Source organism: Streptomyces sp. NPDC056948 (assembly GCF_042674225.1).
GTDB classification, from domain to species: domain Bacteria; phylum Actinomycetota; class Actinomycetes; order Streptomycetales; family Streptomycetaceae; genus Streptomyces; species Streptomyces purpurascens.
This window is the reverse complement of the sequence record NZ_JBHUQX010000184.1, coordinates 1-17,440: the sequence shown is the minus strand read 5'-3', so window position 1 is coordinate 17,440 and position 17,440 is coordinate 1. Positions and strand designations below refer to the sequence as shown.

General features: G+C 69.2%; 11 protein-coding genes. 5 read left to right on the top strand and 6 right to left on the bottom strand.

The features are described 5' to 3' along the window. Window positions 1-186 precede the first annotated feature (186 nt). Window positions 187-588, bottom strand: coding sequence for a hypothetical protein (locus ACFTZL_RS23555; protein WP_382586153.1), 402 nt, complete (start codon window positions 586-588; stop codon window positions 187-189). Next, window positions 585-5,651, bottom strand: coding sequence for a DUF6531 domain-containing protein (locus ACFTZL_RS23550; protein WP_382586150.1), 5,067 nt, complete (start codon window positions 5,649-5,651; stop codon window positions 585-587). The genes ACFTZL_RS23555 and ACFTZL_RS23550 overlap by 4 nt, the downstream gene beginning before the upstream one ends. Window positions 5,652-6,210: 559 nt before the next feature. Here ACFTZL_RS23550 and ACFTZL_RS23545 point away from each other — a divergent pair. Continuing rightward, a complete protein-coding gene (locus ACFTZL_RS23545; protein WP_382586147.1) occupies window positions 6,211-6,420 on the top strand; it encodes a DUF397 domain-containing protein in 210 nt (69 codons plus the stop codon). On the opposite strand, the gene ACFTZL_RS23540 is transcribed toward ACFTZL_RS23545, so the two are convergent. From ACFTZL_RS23540 to ACFTZL_RS23525, 4 genes are read right to left on the bottom strand one after another with little or no spacing between them, the layout of a single operon-like run. Continuing rightward, on the bottom strand, window positions 6,375-9,482 hold the full coding sequence (locus ACFTZL_RS23540; protein ID WP_382586144.1) for an SAV_2336 N-terminal domain-related protein: 3,108 nt from the start codon (window positions 9,480-9,482) through the stop codon (window positions 6,375-6,377). The genes ACFTZL_RS23545 and ACFTZL_RS23540 overlap by 46 nt on opposite strands. Further along, the gene (locus ACFTZL_RS23535; RefSeq protein WP_382586141.1) at window positions 9,483-10,433 is read right to left on the bottom strand and encodes an AAA family ATPase; all 951 of its coding nucleotides are present in this window, start codon (window positions 10,431-10,433) and stop codon (window positions 9,483-9,485) included. It lies immediately after the preceding gene. Further along, the gene (locus ACFTZL_RS23530) at window positions 10,430-12,592 is read right to left on the bottom strand and encodes a trypsin-like peptidase domain-containing protein (RefSeq protein WP_382586139.1); all 2,163 of its coding nucleotides are present in this window, start codon (window positions 12,590-12,592) and stop codon (window positions 10,430-10,432) included. Before ACFTZL_RS23530 ends, ACFTZL_RS23535 begins: the two co-directional genes overlap by 4 nt. A 9-nt stretch (window positions 12,593-12,601) precedes the next feature. Then, on the bottom strand, window positions 12,602-13,018 hold the full coding sequence (locus ACFTZL_RS23525) for a CU044_2847 family protein (protein WP_382586136.1): 417 nt from the start codon (window positions 13,016-13,018) through the stop codon (window positions 12,602-12,604). A gap of 324 nt (window positions 13,019-13,342) precedes the next feature. Here ACFTZL_RS23525 and ACFTZL_RS23520 point away from each other — a divergent pair, with 324 nt between their 5' ends. From ACFTZL_RS23520 to ACFTZL_RS23505, 4 genes are all read left to right on the top strand, one after another. Further along, entirely contained in the window at window positions 13,343-14,686 is a 1,344-nt protein-coding gene (locus ACFTZL_RS23520) for a tetratricopeptide repeat protein (RefSeq protein ID WP_382586133.1), read from the top strand. A gap of 239 nt (window positions 14,687-14,925) precedes the next feature. After that, the gene (locus ACFTZL_RS23515) at window positions 14,926-15,576 is read left to right on the top strand and encodes a hypothetical protein (protein ID WP_382586130.1); all 651 of its coding nucleotides are present in this window, start codon (window positions 14,926-14,928) and stop codon (window positions 15,574-15,576) included. Continuing rightward, the gene (locus ACFTZL_RS23510; protein ID WP_382586127.1) at window positions 15,576-16,655 is read left to right on the top strand and encodes a hypothetical protein; all 1,080 of its coding nucleotides are present in this window, start codon (window positions 15,576-15,578) and stop codon (window positions 16,653-16,655) included. Before ACFTZL_RS23515 ends, ACFTZL_RS23510 begins: the two co-directional genes overlap by 1 nt. 120 nt (window positions 16,656-16,775) lie before the next feature. Next, a partial coding sequence (locus ACFTZL_RS23505; protein ID WP_382586125.1) for a putative T7SS-secreted protein occupies window positions 16,776-17,440 on the top strand: 665 nt, incomplete at its 3' end.

The window sequence follows — 17,440 nt, the reverse complement described above, 5'->3', positions numbered from 1 at the left end:
GTCCTCGAGGACAAGACCCGGCCCCTGTGACCGCCCGTCAGCGGCCCCGGTCGCCCCCAGAGTTTCGTCGGCGAAGCCGATCACCGATCCGGTGGCGACGAGCAGCACTCGCATGAGGCACAGTCTTCGTGGTGCTAGACCACGGAGGGTTTCCTCGCCATCGCCTGAGTGCGTCCATGCCGAGGGTCAGTGGCTGCGCTCGAGCCGATCACGCGCCACCTCCCGGACTTCCTCCCAGATGTCCGTACGCAGCTGTTGCAGAACGTTTCTCGGCACACTCTTGTGGCGGGCGACGGCGAGCCTGACCGATTCGTCAGGGTCCGCCGCCAGTGTGGTCAGGAGGTCGGGGGTCAGCTTTCGCTTGCTCGCCACCATGGACCGCACCCTTGGATCTGAGTCGTTCGCCAGCACCTGGAGGATCTCCAAGGGCACCGTCTTGTTGTGCGCGACCCAGAAACGGGCTTCCGGGTGCCGCTCGATGACCTCCCGCCACACGTCGGGGGCCGCGGGCTCAGAACTTGCCCTGCCGTATTCCTCGGGCGCATCGCTGAATCGCAGCCTGATGAATTCCTCGGCCGACTCGATCATTTCCCTACCCCCCTCAACTGGCTCCAGGGGATGAAGCGACCGGTCTCGCCCTTCCACTTATCGAGCATGTAGCTACCGTAGCGATCTGCGTCCGCGATCCATTCGAGCCCCTTCTTGGTCTCCCGATACACCTTGAAGGCCGACTGCCCGTGTCCTGTGACATCAACGGTCCACCACGTTCCGTCTGATGCGCTCTTGTAGAACGTGGTCTTGAACGGACCGCCCTTCATGATCTTCGAGGCGCCCTGGGCGGTGAGCGTCCACAGGCCGCGTCCGACGATCTCCGCGCCCTCAGCAGCCAGGCGCTTGCCACCGCCTTGGATGGGGAAGGGCACCATGCTGCCGTACAGGCCGACGTTGTACGCCGGCGGGCAGATGACCTCGGCTCCGGTGAGGTAGCTGAAGCCACCGAGGGAGAGGCCGTCGAGGAGGCCGAGGCTGGTCTGTCCGGTGACCTCGATGGCTCCGTTGGTGACCTTGTCGGAGAGGTTCTTGGCCGACTGAGACGCGGGCGGCAGGGTCGCGGTCTCGCGATCCTCCTTGTCGCACTCGCTGTTCCAGCCCCAGTTGCCCGAGAACAGGTCCTTCATCTGAGTGGTGACGCTGCACAGGCCGCTCGGGTCGACGCGGCTGGTGGGCATGTTCTCCACGTAGGCGTAGGGCTGGGTGTAGGGCGTGTCCGGGTCGGGGGTGTACGGGTCGGGACGGGTGAAGCGGCCGGTGCCGGTGTCGTACTGGCGGGCGCGCAGGTCGAGGTAGCCGGTGGTGGTGTCGTGGTAGGCGCCGGTGTAGGAGGGCGTTGATGCCGGGGCGCCGGTGGCCTGGGTGTCCAGGGCCCGGTTGCCGAAGGGGTCGTAGGCCCCGCGCTGGTAGACCTTGCCGGTGCTGTCGGTGACATCGAGGGGTGAGCCCAGGACATCGTGGGTGTAGGTGAAGACAGCGCCCGAGGCGGTCTTGGTGGCGGCGGCCTGGCCGAGCGGATCGTAGCGGTAGGACTGCTGGAGCTTCCCGGTGCTGTCGAGCTCGCTGGCAAGGATGGGCAGCGGGGCGTTGGGGTCCCACTGAAGGCGCTTGGTGACGGCGCCGGCTTTGCTGGTGGTGACCAGGTTGCCTTCCGCGTCGTGCTCGTAGGTGTAGGCAGTGCCGCCGACGGTGGCGGCGGAGATCTGTCCGGCCAGGTCGTAGGCGTAGGTGTTGGCTCCGGCCTTGGTCTGGTTGCCTTCGCCGTCGTAGTCGTAGCCGGTGGTGGTGTCTCCCGTGGTGGACGAGGTGAGCTGGTCGGCGGCGTCGTAGCTGTAGCTGGTGGCCGTCGTGCCCAGCGTCGAGGTGAGGCGGTTGCCCGCCTTGTCGTAGTTGTAGGTGGTGGCGCGGGAGGCGGCGCAGCCGCTGACCTGCGGCTGCGGGGCGCAGCCGGAGGTGATCCGCCCGGCCTTGTCGTAGGTCAGGTCGTAACCGCCTGCGGCCACCCCGGCTCGCGTGGTGTCGATGCGGGTGGGCTGCCCGGCCGGGGAGAGGGTTTGCGCGGTCTTGGTGACCACCGCTCCGGCCTTTGTGGAGGTGACGGACTTCAGCCGAGCGGCATCGTCGTAGGCCCGGTCCTCGGCCAGGGCGTTGGGCAGGGTGGTGCGGGTGAGGTTCGCCTCTGCGTCGTAGGTGTAGCTGGTGGTCTTGGAGTCGGCGGCCATGGTGGCAGTGCGGCCGTCGGCGTCGTAGGTGTAGGTGATGGTGTTGCCGTCGGCGTACTTGCGGGTCAGCATCTGGCCCGCGGCGTCGTAGGTGTAGGCGAAACCGCGTGTCTTGGTGAGACGTCCGGCGTCGTCGTAGCCGAAGTCTTCGGAGACGACGCCGTTGTCGCGCAAGGTCATCTGTCCGGCGGCGTCGTACTCGTAGGTGACGTCCGGCGTCGAGTCGGAGTAGTCCACCTTGCTCAGCAGGCTGCGGAAGTCCCAGGTCTGGGTGGTGGTGCCCTGGGGCGTGGTCTTCTTGGTGAGGTTGCCGTCGGCGTCGTAGGCGTAGGACGTCTTGCGCTCGAGCGGGTCGGTGACAGAGGTCAGCCGCTGTGCCGGGTCGTAGCCGTAGGCGGTGACGTGCCCGGCGGGGTCGGTGCGCCGAACGCGGTTGCCGGCCCCGTCGTAGGCGTAGGTCATCTTGCCGTCGTCGGGGGCGGTCACCGAGGTCAGGCGGCTGAGGGCGTCGTAGCCGTAGTCGGTGGTGCGCTGTGCCGGGTCGGTGACGGAGGTGACGTTGCCGAGGGCGTCATAGGTTCGCTTTGCGACGTTGCCGAGCGGGTCGATCAAGCTGACCGGTTGGCCGGCGGCGTCGTAGCCGGTGGCCCAGGTGTACTTGGCCGGGGTGGCGCCGGAGACGTTGCCGCGGGCGCTGACCATCCGCACCTCGCGGTCGTCATCGTCGTAGGCGTAGGTCGTCTTGTTGCCGAGCGGCGTGGTGATGGAGGTGCGGTTGCCGGCGGCGTCGTACCCGTAGGTCGTGACTTTGCCCAGCGGGTCGGTCACCGTCGCGAGCAGATCGGCGGCTGTGTAGGTGTACTTGGTGACCTTGCCCAGCGGGTCGGTGACCTGGGTGACGTTGCCGTTGGCGTCGTAGGCCGTGGTCGTGGCGTGGCCCAGTGGGTCGGTGACCTTGGTGGGCCGGTTGAGGGCGTCGTAAGCGGTGGTGGTCACGGCGCCTGTCGGGGCGACGGTCTTGGTGAGGTTGTCGGCCTTGTCGTAGGCGTACGTGGTCATGTACTTCACCCGGTCCGCGCCGGCGGCGTTGCCGTTGGGCGGGCTGACTGAGACAAGGCGGCCCGCCTTGTCGTAGCCGTAGGTGGTCCTCCCGCCTGCCGCGTCGGTCGCGGAGGCGACGTTGCCGTTCGCGTTGTAGGTGGTGGTCTCGACGGAACCATCCGGAGCGGTCACCGAGGTAACGCGGTTGAACTTGTCGTACCCGTACGCGGTGACACCGCCCGCAGCGTCGGTCACCTTGGTCTGGTTGCCGATCGCGTCGAAGCCGTAGGAGGTGGCCCTACCGGCCGGGTCCGTGGACTTCGCCAGCCGCCCGGCACCGTCGTAGGCGTACGTGGTGGTGTACTTGGCCGGATCCGCGCCGGAGGCGTTGCCGCGCGGGTCGGTGCTGGTGAGCACGCGTCCTGCCGCGTCATGGGTGTAGGTGGTCTTCGCGCCGGACGGCGATGTGCGCGAGGTCAGGTTGCCCTTGCCGTCGTAGCCGAGCGAGGTGACCTTGCCCCTGGGAGAGACGGTCGTAGCCACCTGCCCCAGCGTGTTGTACGTGAAGGAGGTCTTGCCCGCCGGTCCGTCGAGAGAGGTCAGCCGCCGGGCCGTGTCGTAGCTGTACGTCGTCTTGCCGCCGCGGCCGTCCGTGTGGGTCGAGACGTTGCGGGCGGAGTCATACGTCCATGACTGGGTCACGCCTGCGCCGGTGCGGCTCAGCAGGCCGCCGGCGGAGTCGTAGGTCATGGTCGTGCGCCGCCCCGCCGGGTCCGTGACGGCCGTAAGGCGCAGCTTCGCGTCGTACTGGTACGAAGTGACGTTACCGAGCGGGTCGATGCGGTTGCGCAGCACGCTGCCGTGGTACAGGTCGGTCCAGACACCACCGGCCGCGTCCTGGTAGTCGGTCTCCAGCGTCGCCCGGGAGAAGGTGGCCTTCTTGCCGTCGGCGTCGGTGTGTTCCTTGACCCGGCCGCTGCTGTCGTACTGGACCTGCATCGTCGTACGACCCGCCGGGTCGGTGACGCTGTTGAGCTGGTCCTGTGTGTCGTAGCCGTAGGTGACGGTCCCGCCGTCGGTGCCCTTCACGGAGGTGAGCAGCCCGTCGGTGTAGGCGTAGTCGACGCTCTGACCGCCGGGAAGGTCGATCGCTTCCAGCAGATGACTGGCCGGATCGACCGTCAGCTTGACCACACGGCCGGCGGCATCCGTCACCGACGCGAGGTCCGAACCCGAGTACGCGAAGGTCAGGCCGGCACCGCCGGCGTCCCGCCAGCCGGTGAGCAGGCCGGCGCCGTTGAACGTGAGCTTCTCTCGCGTGCCACTGGTCAGCGTGAACCCGTTGGTGGCCGACCCGGTAAGAGTCGCCGTGACGCCGAGCGACGACGCCGTGTAGGCACCCGAGGTGGCGTCCTTGGCGAAGGTGATGCGGGCCCCGCTGTCCGCGGCGTAGACCACCTTGGTGTCCGACACCTGAAGGCCCACGTCATAGACGGAGGACCAGCCCTTGCCCAGGATTCCCGATGTCGTGTTGTTGTTGGACGAGTATGTCCGCCGCAGCGCAAACGGCACACCAGGAGCGCGCAGTTGGGCGTCCATCGAGGATTCCGTCTGGGCGCCGGTGGCCGTGTTGACGGGGTCGCCGATGTAGCCCTGGAAGATCGGCCGGCCCGTGGTGTCCAGACAACCGCATCCGTACGTCTCGGTGACAGGAACGGACACCGGCCGCCCCTCGGCCGCGATGTTCGGTCCCTTCGCCTCGGCACTCCAGCCGGTGGCGCAGCCCTTGCCGAGCGGGTCCGCATGCGTTCCCCGGTCGGCCGACACGGCGATCTTCATGTAGTACTCGACGCCCTGGGTCAGGATCGTCGGGTCAGAGACACCCCAGTTGTAGGTCTTCCCGGAAGAGTCGCTCGAGCCGTCCGGGTCCGAGTCGCACCACTGCTTGATCAGCTTGTTGTCCGACGCCCGGTACAAGGCCCTGTAGATCGACTCAGTACCCACAGGGGTGTCGTACTTGATGTTGCCCCACTCGACGTCAAAGCCGAACCAAGAGTGGGGGGCAACCCGCAGGTTCGTCGGGGGCCCCAGTGCGGCCGCAGCAGCAGGGCCTTGCTCCGGCTTGACGCTCTTGGCGCCGGGCGCGGCGGCATCGCTCTCTAGAACCCGCTTTCCCGGGAGGCTGATGCTCGTGCCGGGCGTCTTCGGCTCCCGCAATTCGTCGACCTGGGCCCGCCGTTCCTTGAGCGTCATAGGACGCTCGGGCTTCAACGGCTTCGACGTCTTGGCTGCCGGAAGGCCCTTCACCGTGACGGCCCCGCCCGCAGCCGCAGCCACGCTCCCTGCCGTCAGGATGCCCCCACCCAGCAACGCCAGGAGCACCGAGAGAACTACTAACGATCGTGCGGTACGCACCGCTCCTCCTCCCCTTTGCCTCCACAAAGAAGGCACAAGATCTGCAAAGGGGAGAGTCGTACCACGCGGGGCGTGTACACGCCAACCGTCATGTGGCCATCCCCCACCCGCAGATGAAGAGCGAAGACGTCCGAGCACCACACTGCGCGAGAACGTGTCACCGGCGGCGGCATCTAACGGAATTGCGCTGGCAGACCTGCCGCTCGTGATGATCACCGCCGCTGTCGGCGAGGGTGAACGACAATCCGGCCGGCCGTGCTAGAGGCGGCCCTGTGCCCTCTGGCCAACCCGAAAGATCGGCTGGATCTGGTTGAAGATCCCTCACACTGACACGCTCAAGACATCACGTCGCCCACTGTGCCGAAGGGGACTCCATAGAGGACCACCAGCTCTGCCGCTACCGCGAGAGCGCGGGGCTGTCGCAGAAGGAGGTGGGGACTGTAGTCGGCGGCACTGATCGCGCGCGTGATGGAGGAGCGCTATGGGGAGCAGCCAGAACCTGAGCAACGCGCGGTGGCGTAAGTCGTCGTACAGCGGTAACACCGGGGGCGATTGCATCGAGGTCGCCGACCTCGGTCTGCTCGGCGTCGGCGTGCGTGACTCCAAGAATCCCGGGGTCGGGACCCTCACCGTCTCTCCGGAGGCCTACGTCGCCTTGAAGGACTGGGCGACCAACGCTGCCAAGTCGTAGTAGGCCTCTCGGAGTTCCTCGCCCAGCTGGGCGAGGCCGGCCTCGCCCGCGTCGGCCAGGTAGGGGTTGTACGAGATGGCCACGATGCCCCGGCACAGGTGGCGCAGCTCGGGGCTTCGTTCGATGATGCCGTGTCGTCTTCCGAGGGGCTGCGACTTCGAGACGACGAGGACGCTGCGCGCCAGCAGATCCTTGTAGCCAAGCCCCAGCAGGCGGTTGAAATAGTCCACTTGGGCTCCCGTCAGCTGGTCGGCGAGGGAGTCCAGGACGAGGACGAGTTGGTCAGCCTGGCTCAGAACGGCGTGCTTGTCCTCGTCGAGGTCGGTGGAGTCGGAATCGGTGATCAGGATCTCGTAATACCGCCGCAGGACGTCGCAGACCTGCTTCACCTGCTCCGCCGATGGTGGCGGACTCAGACCCAGCAGGTCCGTCAGGACATCCGCTCCCGATTCCATTCCGGACACATAGGGGTCCAGATCCCGAATCTGGTTGACCTGGCTGAGTACCTGGGCGAGTGCGGTCATGCCCCGGCCCCTGTTCTGGTCCACCCTGAAGCCCAGCGTGCCGCGTCCGGGGTCGGCGTCCACAACGATGGTCCGGCCCTGCCGCTCGGTGGCGAAGACCGTGGCCAGGAGCGCGGCGGTGGTGCTCTTGCCGGAAGAGCCCGGCACGCCGAGGACGGCGATCCTGCGGCAGGTGCGGACCTGGGTACGGATCAGTTCCGTTCTCGTCAGCCGGTCCATCGCGCCCACGAGCCTTCCGTCGTCCCCCTGCAGGCCCAGGAGGGCGGCCAGTGCACCGGCCAGTTGTCCTGCGGTGGGCCGGCTGCCTGTGCGGCTCGAGTCGCACGCCTCCAGCAGCACGCGGAGTTCATCGAGGTTCACCTCGGGGGCGAAGGCGATCAGCTGGGCGATCAACGTGCCCAGAGCCTCGATGTCCGCATCGGTGCCGTGTTCCGACCCGTGCGACGACCAGAACCAGTCCGTGAGGGTCACGGTCCGTCCCAGGCAGCGGACGGTCTGGGGGTTGAGGTTTCCGTGTACGAGGTCCGCCCGGTGACTGGTCTCGACAGCCTCACAGAGGTTCCTGGCCAGCTCCAGCGCCGCGTCCGGTTCGAGGTCCCCGCGAGCCAGGACCGTAGCCAGTGGCTCAGCCGGGATGCCGTCCGGGGAGTGCGGAGGGACCTCGGCGACCCAGGGCGGGGCGTCGAGCAGGTCGCTGGCGACGACCCGGGGCGCGTACCGGCCGGCCAGGCGTCGCAGGGCGCGCTCCTCGGTGCTCAGGAAGCCTTGGAAATCACGGTCCGCCGTGACGACGACGACCTCCGCACCGCCTGGATCCCGGCCGAGGAACTTGCGGCACGGCCCTTCGTCGACGCCCCGCGCATGCACGGTGTAGGGCCCGATGCGCCAGGGGTCTCCCGATCGCAGCGGCCTCCAGACGCTTCCTATGCGCCGTTCCAGACTGCCGACGCCGAACCGCGCGGCCAGCCGGGGGCCGATGGCCGCGAAGGCCCGGGTCGAGGACGGGATGCGTTCCTTGCCCTCGGGGTGGGCGAGCCATGCGGGGAAGTCGGGCGAACGGCCCGCCAGTTGCTCCAGACGTGCGCTCACGGTCCTGCCGGTCTCCACGACGTCGGCCAGTGGTACCGCGTTGAGCAGGACGTCTCCGATGTCGCTGTCGAAGTCGAAGAGTTGGTGCTGCGGCGGCAGACACTCGCCCGGCGGCACGGGAAGCGGGCGCAGCAGCCCGCCCAGGAACACCTCGGCCAGATGAGGGGTGTCCGCCCAGGGGATGGCCGCCTGCACCAGCCGCATCACCGGCAGGGACAAAGGGGCGACCCCGGCCAGATGAGCTGCGAGCCGGTACGCCTCCGGAGTGGCCGCGGCGTGGAAGCGGCGCAGCCGGGGCAGTCCCGTGTCCGCGGGCTGGGGCCGCCGTGACCGGGGAGCGGCCAACAGGGGCAGGGTGGCGGATGCGGCCGGGGAGGCCACCAGCCGCACCCAGGCGGAGAGCGCGGCCGGTGCGGGTTCCAGCACCGGCACGGGGAGCCCGCGGAAGGACATGACGTCCGGCGGCAGCACGGGGTCGGTGACGACCCACTCGGCGTTGGCCGAGCCGCGTCGCCCGCTGGTCACCCGCCAGCGCTGGGCGCGCAGCGCCGAGCCGCCCCACATGCGGGGCGGCAGCGCGTGCAGGACAGCGGTCGGGCCGCACCGCGCCCAGTCGCTCAGCGTGCCGTGCATGCGGCCGTCGCGCCAGGCCCGGCCCACGCCGTCGCTGACGAGGAGGACCAGTGTCCGGCCCGTCGGGTCGGCGACCAGGTGCTTGGGCATCCGGTTCGCCTCGTCGGAGAAGGGCCGTCCGCGCAGGTACACCTCGTCGCCCCGGGTGTGCAGTCCGTAGGCGCGGATCATCCGGAAGGCGCCCGCACGGCGCAGCAGGGCGTGCAGTTCCGTGGCGAGGCGCTGCCACAGCAGCATGGACATGCCGTCGTCGACCACCAGGGCGAGGTCGAGCCAGCGTTCCGGAGCCGGCCGCAACACCACATCGGGCAGCCCTGTCTCCGCCAAGGCGTGCACGGTGGCCTCCTCGTCGACGTCGTAGCGCGAGGTGCTGGGACGGGACTGCTTCAGAGGCCTGAGGACGCGGCCCATGCGCAGTTCGTCGGCCAGGGCTTTGGCCTCGGGCACCCGCAGCGGGATCGCTCGTGTCTCGTCGGCCCGGGGTGTCACGGTCGGCTGCTGGGTTTGTGGTTCGGGGAAGGCGGTGGTGGGTTGTTCGGGATCCGTGCGTGACTTCGGCCGGGTGCCGCCGAACAGACCGGACCTGCGCCCGGGCGTCGTACGCGGCTTGCGCCCGTCGGGCCCGGCCGGGGTGCGCGGCGCGACGCCGGTACGGGGGGTGGCGTCCCGCTGCAGGGTCCGGGCGTCGGAGGAGCCGGTCAGCCGCCGTGCCAGCCACAGGGCGTCGAGCAGTTCCTCCTGGGAGAGCCCGACCCCGCAGTCGGCGAGCACGTCCAGCGCGAGCCGGAGCCCGGACCCCCCGCTGTCCCCAGGCACTCAGATCGTCCCGCCAAGCCGGTGCAGTACGGCCTCCAGTAGTCCGTCGGCGTCCAGGTCGACCCCGCCGATGCGCAGGAACACCGCGTTGAGCAGCTGGTCCGTGGCGAGTTCGCTGCGCTGGCGCCGACGCAGGAAGTCGTCGAGCAGATCATCGACGTCCGCTGTCGCCGCCTCGCCCAGGTGGGCCGCGACGATCTCGCGCAGGCGCTCGCTGCCGGGCGCCGGCAGGTCGAGCCGTACGCACCTGCGCAGGAACGCGGGCGGGAAGTCGCGCTCCCCGTTGCTGGTGATCACCACGACGGGGAACTCGTCGCACCTGACGCGCCCCCGGGTCACCCTGACCTCGGTGTCGGTGTCTGCCGACAGGACGTCCACGACGGACTGGTCCTCGGGCAGCCGGGCCAGTTCGGGAATCTCGTACTCGCCCTCCTCGAACACCGTCAGCAGGTCGTTGGGGAGGTCGACGTCGCCCTTGTCCAGTTCGTCGACGAGCAGGACACGCGGCCGGGGCCGGGGCACCAGCGCCGTCCCGAGCGGGCCGAGCCGGACGAAGGTGCCGATCGGTGGTTCCTCGCGTTCCTGGTCACGGGTCAGGGCGGTTTCGCGCAGCCGGCCCACGGCGTCGTAGCGGTAGAGGGCCTCGCTCACGGTCGAGCGGCTGTTGACGGGCCAGTGCAGGACCTCCCCGAGCCGGAGTTCGTGCGCGATGGCCCGCGCCAGGGAGGACTTGCCGGTGCCGGGCTGGCCGGTGACGAGCAGCGGGCGGCGCAGGTGCAGCGCGGCGTTGACGACGTCGGCGTGCCCGGGGGAGATGAGGTAGGGGGCTGTGCTCGAGCCCGACCGCGGGCGGTCGCCGAAGCGGCGCCAGGGCGGGGCGGGCGGAAGGTCGTCGATGCCTCGGGAAACGCCGTCTCCGCGGAAGAGGCGCCAGGATGCGTCGGATGTCATGCGAGTTCCTCCGAGGGGTCGCCGAGGTAGAGGTCTTCGGGCAGGGGGCCGTTGTCGTCGGACCAGGCGAGCACGGGCCGACCGACGTACTCGGCCGGTCTGGTCCAGATGTCTCTGCGGTACTCGCGCACTGCTTCGGGCAGCATCGTGGGGGGAATACCGGCGAGCCGGCTCTCGGCGTGCGCCCAGCCTTGCTCGCCCCGCCCGAACAGCACCACGGGCAGGCCCGCCGCCAGGCAGTACTGCACGACGACCTCGCGGAAGGCGGGTTCGACCTCGCCCACGATGGCGCCCACGGCGTCCATCTCGCCCGCGAATCGGCCGTAGACCTCGTCGAGACTGCTCACCGACGCCTCGATCCGCACCAGGGCCCCGCGCCCCAGGCGCTTCTTCCGCTCCCGGAGGAACTCCGCGTCGCTGCCCTGCTCGACCAGCTCCGGGCAAGTGAACACGACGGGGTATTCCACACCCAGGGTCCGGTGGGTGTTCAGCGGGCCCGGGGTCTTCCACCAGTGAGGGTTCAGGTCCAGGTCCGCACGGTCCAGGAGCAGTTCGACGACGGGCCGCATGCCGGTCCGCCACAGCAGGGAGGCGGCGGTGAAGATCTTCGCGGCCGTCCCGGCGATGTCCCGGGCCTGCTCTTCGTCGACTCGGACGCGCTGCCATTCGGTCGTCTCGCGTCGCCACATCCGCAGGGTGAACCGGCTGGTGTCTCCCTCACCGTCGGCCCGCCTCAGACGCACCAGAAGGCGCGGCGCGTGGCGCTTCGATGCCCGCAGCGAGCACGCCAGCTCCCTCGCCAGTGCCAGCCGCTCCCCGAGCGCCGCCTGGGATCCCTGGGTGCGCGCGACGACCTTGGTGCACCAGCTGACCAGTTCCGCCGCACAGTCGTCGGCTGTCACGGCGGCGACGTGGAGGACGAGGCAGACCAGGGCGGGCAGCAGTGGGCTGCGGGGCCGCTCGGTCGCGGGGGCGCGGCGGCTGCGCTCCAAATGGTCGAGCAGCGCTTCCAGAGGGCCGGCGGCGGAGTCAGGCTCCAGCCAGGCCTCGTCGGTGAGCAGAGTGACGGGGAGGTCGACGTCGGGCAGTGCGTCGTGGACGAGCGCGGGGACGGTGGCGATGATCTGGTGCGGCAGCGACTCCAGCAGCTTGGTCAGACGCTTCCGCTCGGCGTGGGTGAGCAGCGTGCAGTGCGGGATCCGCGCACCCACGTCCAGGAGTTCCACCACGGCGCCGGGTTTGGCCGTGGACAGCACACGGGTGAGCTCGGCCAGGGCACGGGGGTAGGTGAGCAGGACGCGCGCGAACTCCTCCACGGACGGAACGGAGCGGTCGCGCGGGTGGGTCAGGCCGCACTTCTTGGCCACCTCGCGGCCGCACCTGGCCAGCTCCTTGGTGCTGTCCACCTTCCGGTTCAGGATGTCCGCGAGGTCGAAGGCCTCGCTCGAGGTATCGGGCTCGTCCGTGTCGTGCGGGGTGTCGAGCAGATGCGCGGCACCCGCCGCGGCGAGTTCCTCGCCGACGCGCTGGGTGGGCAGGCACCAGCTGCGACGGCGGACCTCGTCGGGGTGGTGGGCCTGCGCCTCGTCGCCCTTCACCTTGGCCACGACCATGCCGACGACTGCCCGGTCCTCGTCACACCAGATCGGGCCGCCGCTGTAGCCGTGCTGGATGGTCGCTCCGTTCTCGCTCCCGTCCACGACAGCGAAGGCGAGTTCCGGGTCGACCGCCACCACCTTGCTCCGGGCCAGGGAGAACTCCGCCCGCCCCGCCGGATGCCAGGCGCACACGGCCAGCCCCTCGGTGAGCGGTCGCCACAGGGGCGGTACGAGGTTCGGTGGTAAGCCGTGCGGAAGTTCGAGCACGGCAAGGTCGCCCTTCCAGTACAGCTTCGTCCGTTCGCGTACCGGTATCCAGACCATGATCCGGGCGTCCTGCCAGTGACCGCCGACGCGCACGCGCAGCACGGTCTCCTTGCCGGGGTGGGTCGCGTCGTACTTGTTCGTCCGGCCCAAGGCCAGGTTGACGACGTGCGCGGCGGTCAGGACACGGCTGCCGGGCAGCAGGACGCCGGCGCCGACGCTGTTCCTCTCCCCGGAATGCGGGAACACGGACACGGTCGCCGGGCGGGACGGGCCCGGCGGGGAGAACCACGGCAAGGTGGCGCCCTAGACGCCGGGGTCCGGGACGGGCCGCCACGTCGCCGAGACCTTCACGCTGCTCGCGCTGTTGACGCCCACGATGCCGAGTTTCAGGTCCTGCCCGAGTTGCAGGCCGAACTCGACGCTGAACTCCTGGGGCGGTTCGTCCACCGAGGTGACGGTGGCGTGGACCTCCCGCAGCAGCGGGCCGAGCGGGCTGAGCACACCGCGCACGGTCCCGCCGACCAAAACGCGTGCGGCATCACGCAGTCGGCCGACCGGCTCCGAACCCTGGATGCCGTCCGGCAGTTCCTCGTACTCCTCGTCCTCCCCGTACTTCCCCGGGTCGGACTCCTGGCCCTCGGCCTGCGGTCCCCCGACCGGCGACAGCTCCAGGCGTATCACCGTGCTGTCGTCCAGCAACAACTCCGCGTACTGAGTCATGGGTCACAGTGTGCCCACCGCGGGCGGGTCAGGATGCCGGTTTCGACGAGCCTGACCAGTGTTCGAATTGCGCGGACGGCGGCTCCGACGCTCTCGCCGGCCCCGCGTTCGCCGCGAGCAGCAGTGTCGCGACGGCGACGACGGCCGCGGTGAGACCTCTGGCGTAGCGCTCGGCGGTGCGTGTGCGTTCGAGCACGGCGACCTCGCAACTGGGGCGGTGGCTACGGCGGCAGCGTATTAAGCGTGTACGACAATTCGGCTTAACACTCCGTTTAACCTAGGGGCTGTTCACGGCGAACGGCAAGAGGGGCAGGGGGAGTTGGCGTGGGGGAGCGTGACGATCCGGGGACGATCGGGCGTCGGGTGCAGCGGTTGCGTGTCGAACGCGGACTGACGCAGCGGCAATTGGCGGAACCCGTGTACACACCGGCCTATGTCTCCACCCTGGAGTCGGGCCGGGTGCGGCCCTCCGACGACGCTCTGCGGCATCTCGCCGAGCGGCTCGGCGTCGCCTTCGACGAGCTCGCCACCGGGCGTTCGGCGCGGCTCGTGACCGAGCTGCGGCTGCGGCTGACCGAGGCCCAGCGCACCTTCGCCGTCGGCGAGGCCGAGCCGGCGGCGGAGCAGTACGCCGAGCTGCTCGTCGAGGCGGAGACGCACGGGCTGGCCGCGGAACAGGCCGCCGCGCTGCTGGGGCTCGGCGAGTGCGCCCTGGAGACCGGCGAGCTGGTGGCGGGCCGGCAGTACTTCGAGCGGGCCGAGACCTGTCTGGCCAGGGCACCGCTGCCCGCCCGGGTCCCGGCCCTGCGCGGCCGGGCCGTGGCGCACTATCTCGCCGGGGAGCTCCGGTACGCCGTCTATCTGCTGGAGTCCGCTCTCGATGAGCTGAACCGTGGTGGCCTGCACGACCCGGACGCCCTGCTGTTGCTCTACGCCAGCGTCATCGGGCCGTACATGGACATGGGCGCGCATGCCCGCGCCGCCCAGGCCGCCGAGTTCGCCCTGGCCCTCGCCCCGCAGTCCGGCGATCCGGCCCTGGTCGCCCGTATGCACCGGTCCGTCGCCCGCACCCTGGTCGCCGAGGGTCGGCTCGCCGAGGCCGACGCCTCGCTGGCCAAGGCCGCCGAGCTGTACCGCGGCCTGCAGATCCGCACCGAACTGGCCAACTGCCACTGGATGCGCGGCTATGTGTATGCCCAGGACGGGCAACTCGAGCGCGCGGAGAGTGAGTTGAGGGAGGCCCTCGGCATGCTGTCGGCCAAGCGCGCCGCCCTCTACAGCAGCCAGGTCGCCGTCGAGCTGGCCGATGTGCTCCACCGGCGCGGCAAGTCCGACGAGGCGGCGGCCCTGCTGCACGGGGTGCTCGACGACCTGTCCTCCGAGCGCGGCGCCGTCCACTCCGCCGCCGCGCACCGCCTCCTCGGCATCATCGCCGAGGACGCCCGCCGCACCGAGGACGCCGAGGAGCACTACGTCCGCGCCCTGAGCCTGCTGGAGCGGGCGGGCGCGGCCGGTGACCTGGCCGACCTGTGCCGGCTGCTGGGCGATCTGCTGCGGCGGACCGGGCGGGTGGAGGCCGCCCTCGACGCCTATCGGACCGGGCTCGGACACCGTACGGCCCCTGGCACGACCACCCTCGGTCCCGCGCCCGCACAGCCTCCGCTGTGAGGAGAGCGCCCCGCAGTGAAGGCAGCTCGACTCCTCGGCATCAAGCAAGCGTTCCATGGCCTGTCAGTACGTATGCCCGGACAAGGACCTCGTCGCGGCAACGGCTGCTCCGGACACGAGACGATGCCCGCGAGGTGTTACTCCAGCGCGTGCGGGGGACACCCCTACGCCGGTCGGTGCCCACTCGCCGATAGCTTTGCCTTGCTCATGCTTTCCCCCCACCTCGTCAGGAGCTCAGAGTGATCCGCCCTGCCCGGCGCGCAACGGCCGTGCTTATGTTGTCCGTTGCCCTATTGCTGACCTCCTGCGGCTCGGGGGGAGGCGACGAGTCGTCCTCGGGCAAGATCGATGGCGCGGATTCCGGCAACGGGTCGGCTCCGGCCGGCCCCACGGCTTCGGCATCGCCGAGTGACGCCGACCGGCCCGAGATCAAGCTCTCCAAGGAGTTCCAAGCGAACTTCGAGAACTGGACCAACAGCGATCCCAAGCTCCAGGCGATCCTCGACGACGGTCGCGAGCAGTTGAGGGCGAAGTACGCTGCCGTCATCGAGGCGAACCCGGATTCCGAAGCGGTCGCCTTCTACAGCTCAGAAGCCACATTGACGACTGCGCGCAAGTGGATCAAGCAGTTCGTCGACGACAACGACAACATCATCGGTGAAGTCAGGGTCTTCGACTCCCAAGTCAAGATCAACGACACAGGGTCGGGGGCGCTCTTCTACTGTGTCGACGAGCGCAAGGCGTCCACCAAGAACCGCGAGACCGGCAAGGTCGCCAAGACACCGGACAAGCCTGAGTCAGTACTGCAGTACCGCACCAGGCTGGACAAGACCTCCGAAGGGGTATGGCAGACCACGTCGGTGACCGTGGTTCCGGGGGGATGCAGTTGATGCCCTTCGCGAGGAAGGCGGGCATTCTCCTCGCCGCCTCGGCCTGCAGTCTCGTCCTGTCGTCCACGGCGGCATACGCGATTGGCGAAGACAACTTCGAGTCGCCCTCGTCGGGCACATCCGCCGGAGCTGCCGGTGACACGCTCACCGCCGCGGCCAGCACCACGAGCATCAAGGTCACCCAAGCCGGCGGTGGTGGCTCGGGCAAGTCGCCACGGGCACTGGCTCCTGTGGACCCCAACTGGGAGCCCCCTCCCTGCTGGTACGAGCCGGTGGCCACGCCCCGCCAGCTGAAGAGCGCCGTGGCCGACTTCAAGAAGGGCGGGGACGTGACGTCCACGGGCGTGCCGGTCACCCCGACGCTCAGCTGGGGCGAGGAGCTGATGGTCGACCACTACGAGAAGGGCAAGCCCCAGTTCAAGAGCGGTGAGGGCTACAAGAACTACAACCTCGGCAAGGACGGCTACTTCTGGCGTGGCGTCATCAACAAGAACAGGGAAGGTGACGTCGACACGCTCGACTGCGAGCGCACTCTGTTCTGGCAGGACGCCGGGTCTCTTCCCGACGAGGACCAGGCCCCCACGCCCGACATCCTCTCCGCCTATGCCTACGACAAGATCAAGGTCCCGGAGACCGAGGTCACGGTGAAGCCGACGGCCAAGTCCACGGTGAACCTGCCTACCTGGGTATGGCTGGACAAGGCCACGTTCAAGGAGGTCAAGGTCCGCGCCGAGTTGGAGGCGGCGGGCGTGTGGGCGGAGACGACCGCCAAGCCCGTCGCGCTGCACTTGGAGCCCGGCACCGACGACGCCGAAACCTACCCGGCCTCCGGCGACTGCGAGATCAACGACGACGGATCGATCGGCACCCCGTACACGACAGGCGACGCCGACAGGACTCCCCCGTGCGGCATCCGGTATCTACGCGCCTCGGCCGGCACGCCGTACCAGCTCAAGGCGTCGGTCACCTGGCAGATCTCGTGGGAGGGCTCCGGCGGTGCGAGGGGTGACCTGCCGAACGGCACCTTCGAGACCGCCAAGGAAATGACGGTGCAGGAGATCCAGTCGATCAACCGGTGACACGCAGGTATGGCTCGCAGGGCTTGAGCCAGTAATTCCTGGAACTGCCACACCTCGAACGTTCGCCTGCGCATACGGTCAGTTTGTTGACGCGGATGCGTAGGTGACGGGGGTTGCGGTATGGCGGGGCACAGGCCGGCGGACTGGCATGTCCTGGATCTGGACAAGGATCCGACCCCTGGTGATCCGCAGCGGGTGCGTTCGCTTGCGAAGCAGTTGCACGACTTCGCCGATGATGTCTCCGATGCGCTGCGTCTGGTCAAGGGCATGGCGGGGGAGGGCACGCTTCTGGAGTGGGCGGGCAAGTCTGCGGATGTCTTCAAGGAGGACTTCGCGGATGTCCCGAAGAACCTGAAGAAGCTGAAGAAGTCGTATGAGATGTGCGGTGACGCGCTCTCCGATTTCTGGCCGAAGCTGGAGCGTGCCCAGTCCCTGGCGGACAAGGCCCTGGTCAAGGGCCGTGAGGCGCGTGACAGCCTCTCTTCGGCCCAGTCGAAGCTGACCTCGGCCGACTCGTGGGTGACGCGGGCGGGCAAGGAGGCGGACAAGTACAAGGACGACCCGACCGGCAGCAAGTCGGACGCGGACAAGCCGGACGAGGCGAAGGTCCGTGCCGCGACGCGGGATGTGCAGCACGCCGAGTCGGCTCAGTCGAAGGCGCAGTCGGATGTCTCGGACGCGCAGGATGCTCTTGCCGCGGCGAAGAAGATGGCCGCGGACGCGCGCACGATGCGCGATGAGGCGGCCCGCGAGGCGAAGTCGAAGATCGACGAGGCCTCCGACGC

Excerpts from the sequence above, each read along its gene's own strand:
- ACFTZL_RS23545 (WP_382586147.1), top strand. The coding sequence starts at position 6,211 with ATGGGGAGCAGCCAGAACCTGAGCAACGCGCGGTGGCGTAAGTCGTCG.
- ACFTZL_RS23525 (WP_382586136.1), bottom strand. The coding sequence starts at position 13,018 with ATGACTCAGTACGCGGAGTTGTTGCTGGACGACAGCACGGTGATACGC.
- ACFTZL_RS23555 (WP_382586153.1), bottom strand. The coding sequence starts at position 588 with ATGATCGAGTCGGCCGAGGAATTCATCAGGCTGCGATTCAGCGATGCG.
- ACFTZL_RS23535 (WP_382586141.1), bottom strand. The coding sequence starts at position 10,433 with ATGACATCCGACGCATCCTGGCGCCTCTTCCGCGGAGACGGCGTTTCC.
- ACFTZL_RS23510 (WP_382586127.1), top strand. The coding sequence starts at position 15,576 with ATGCCCTTCGCGAGGAAGGCGGGCATTCTCCTCGCCGCCTCGGCCTGC.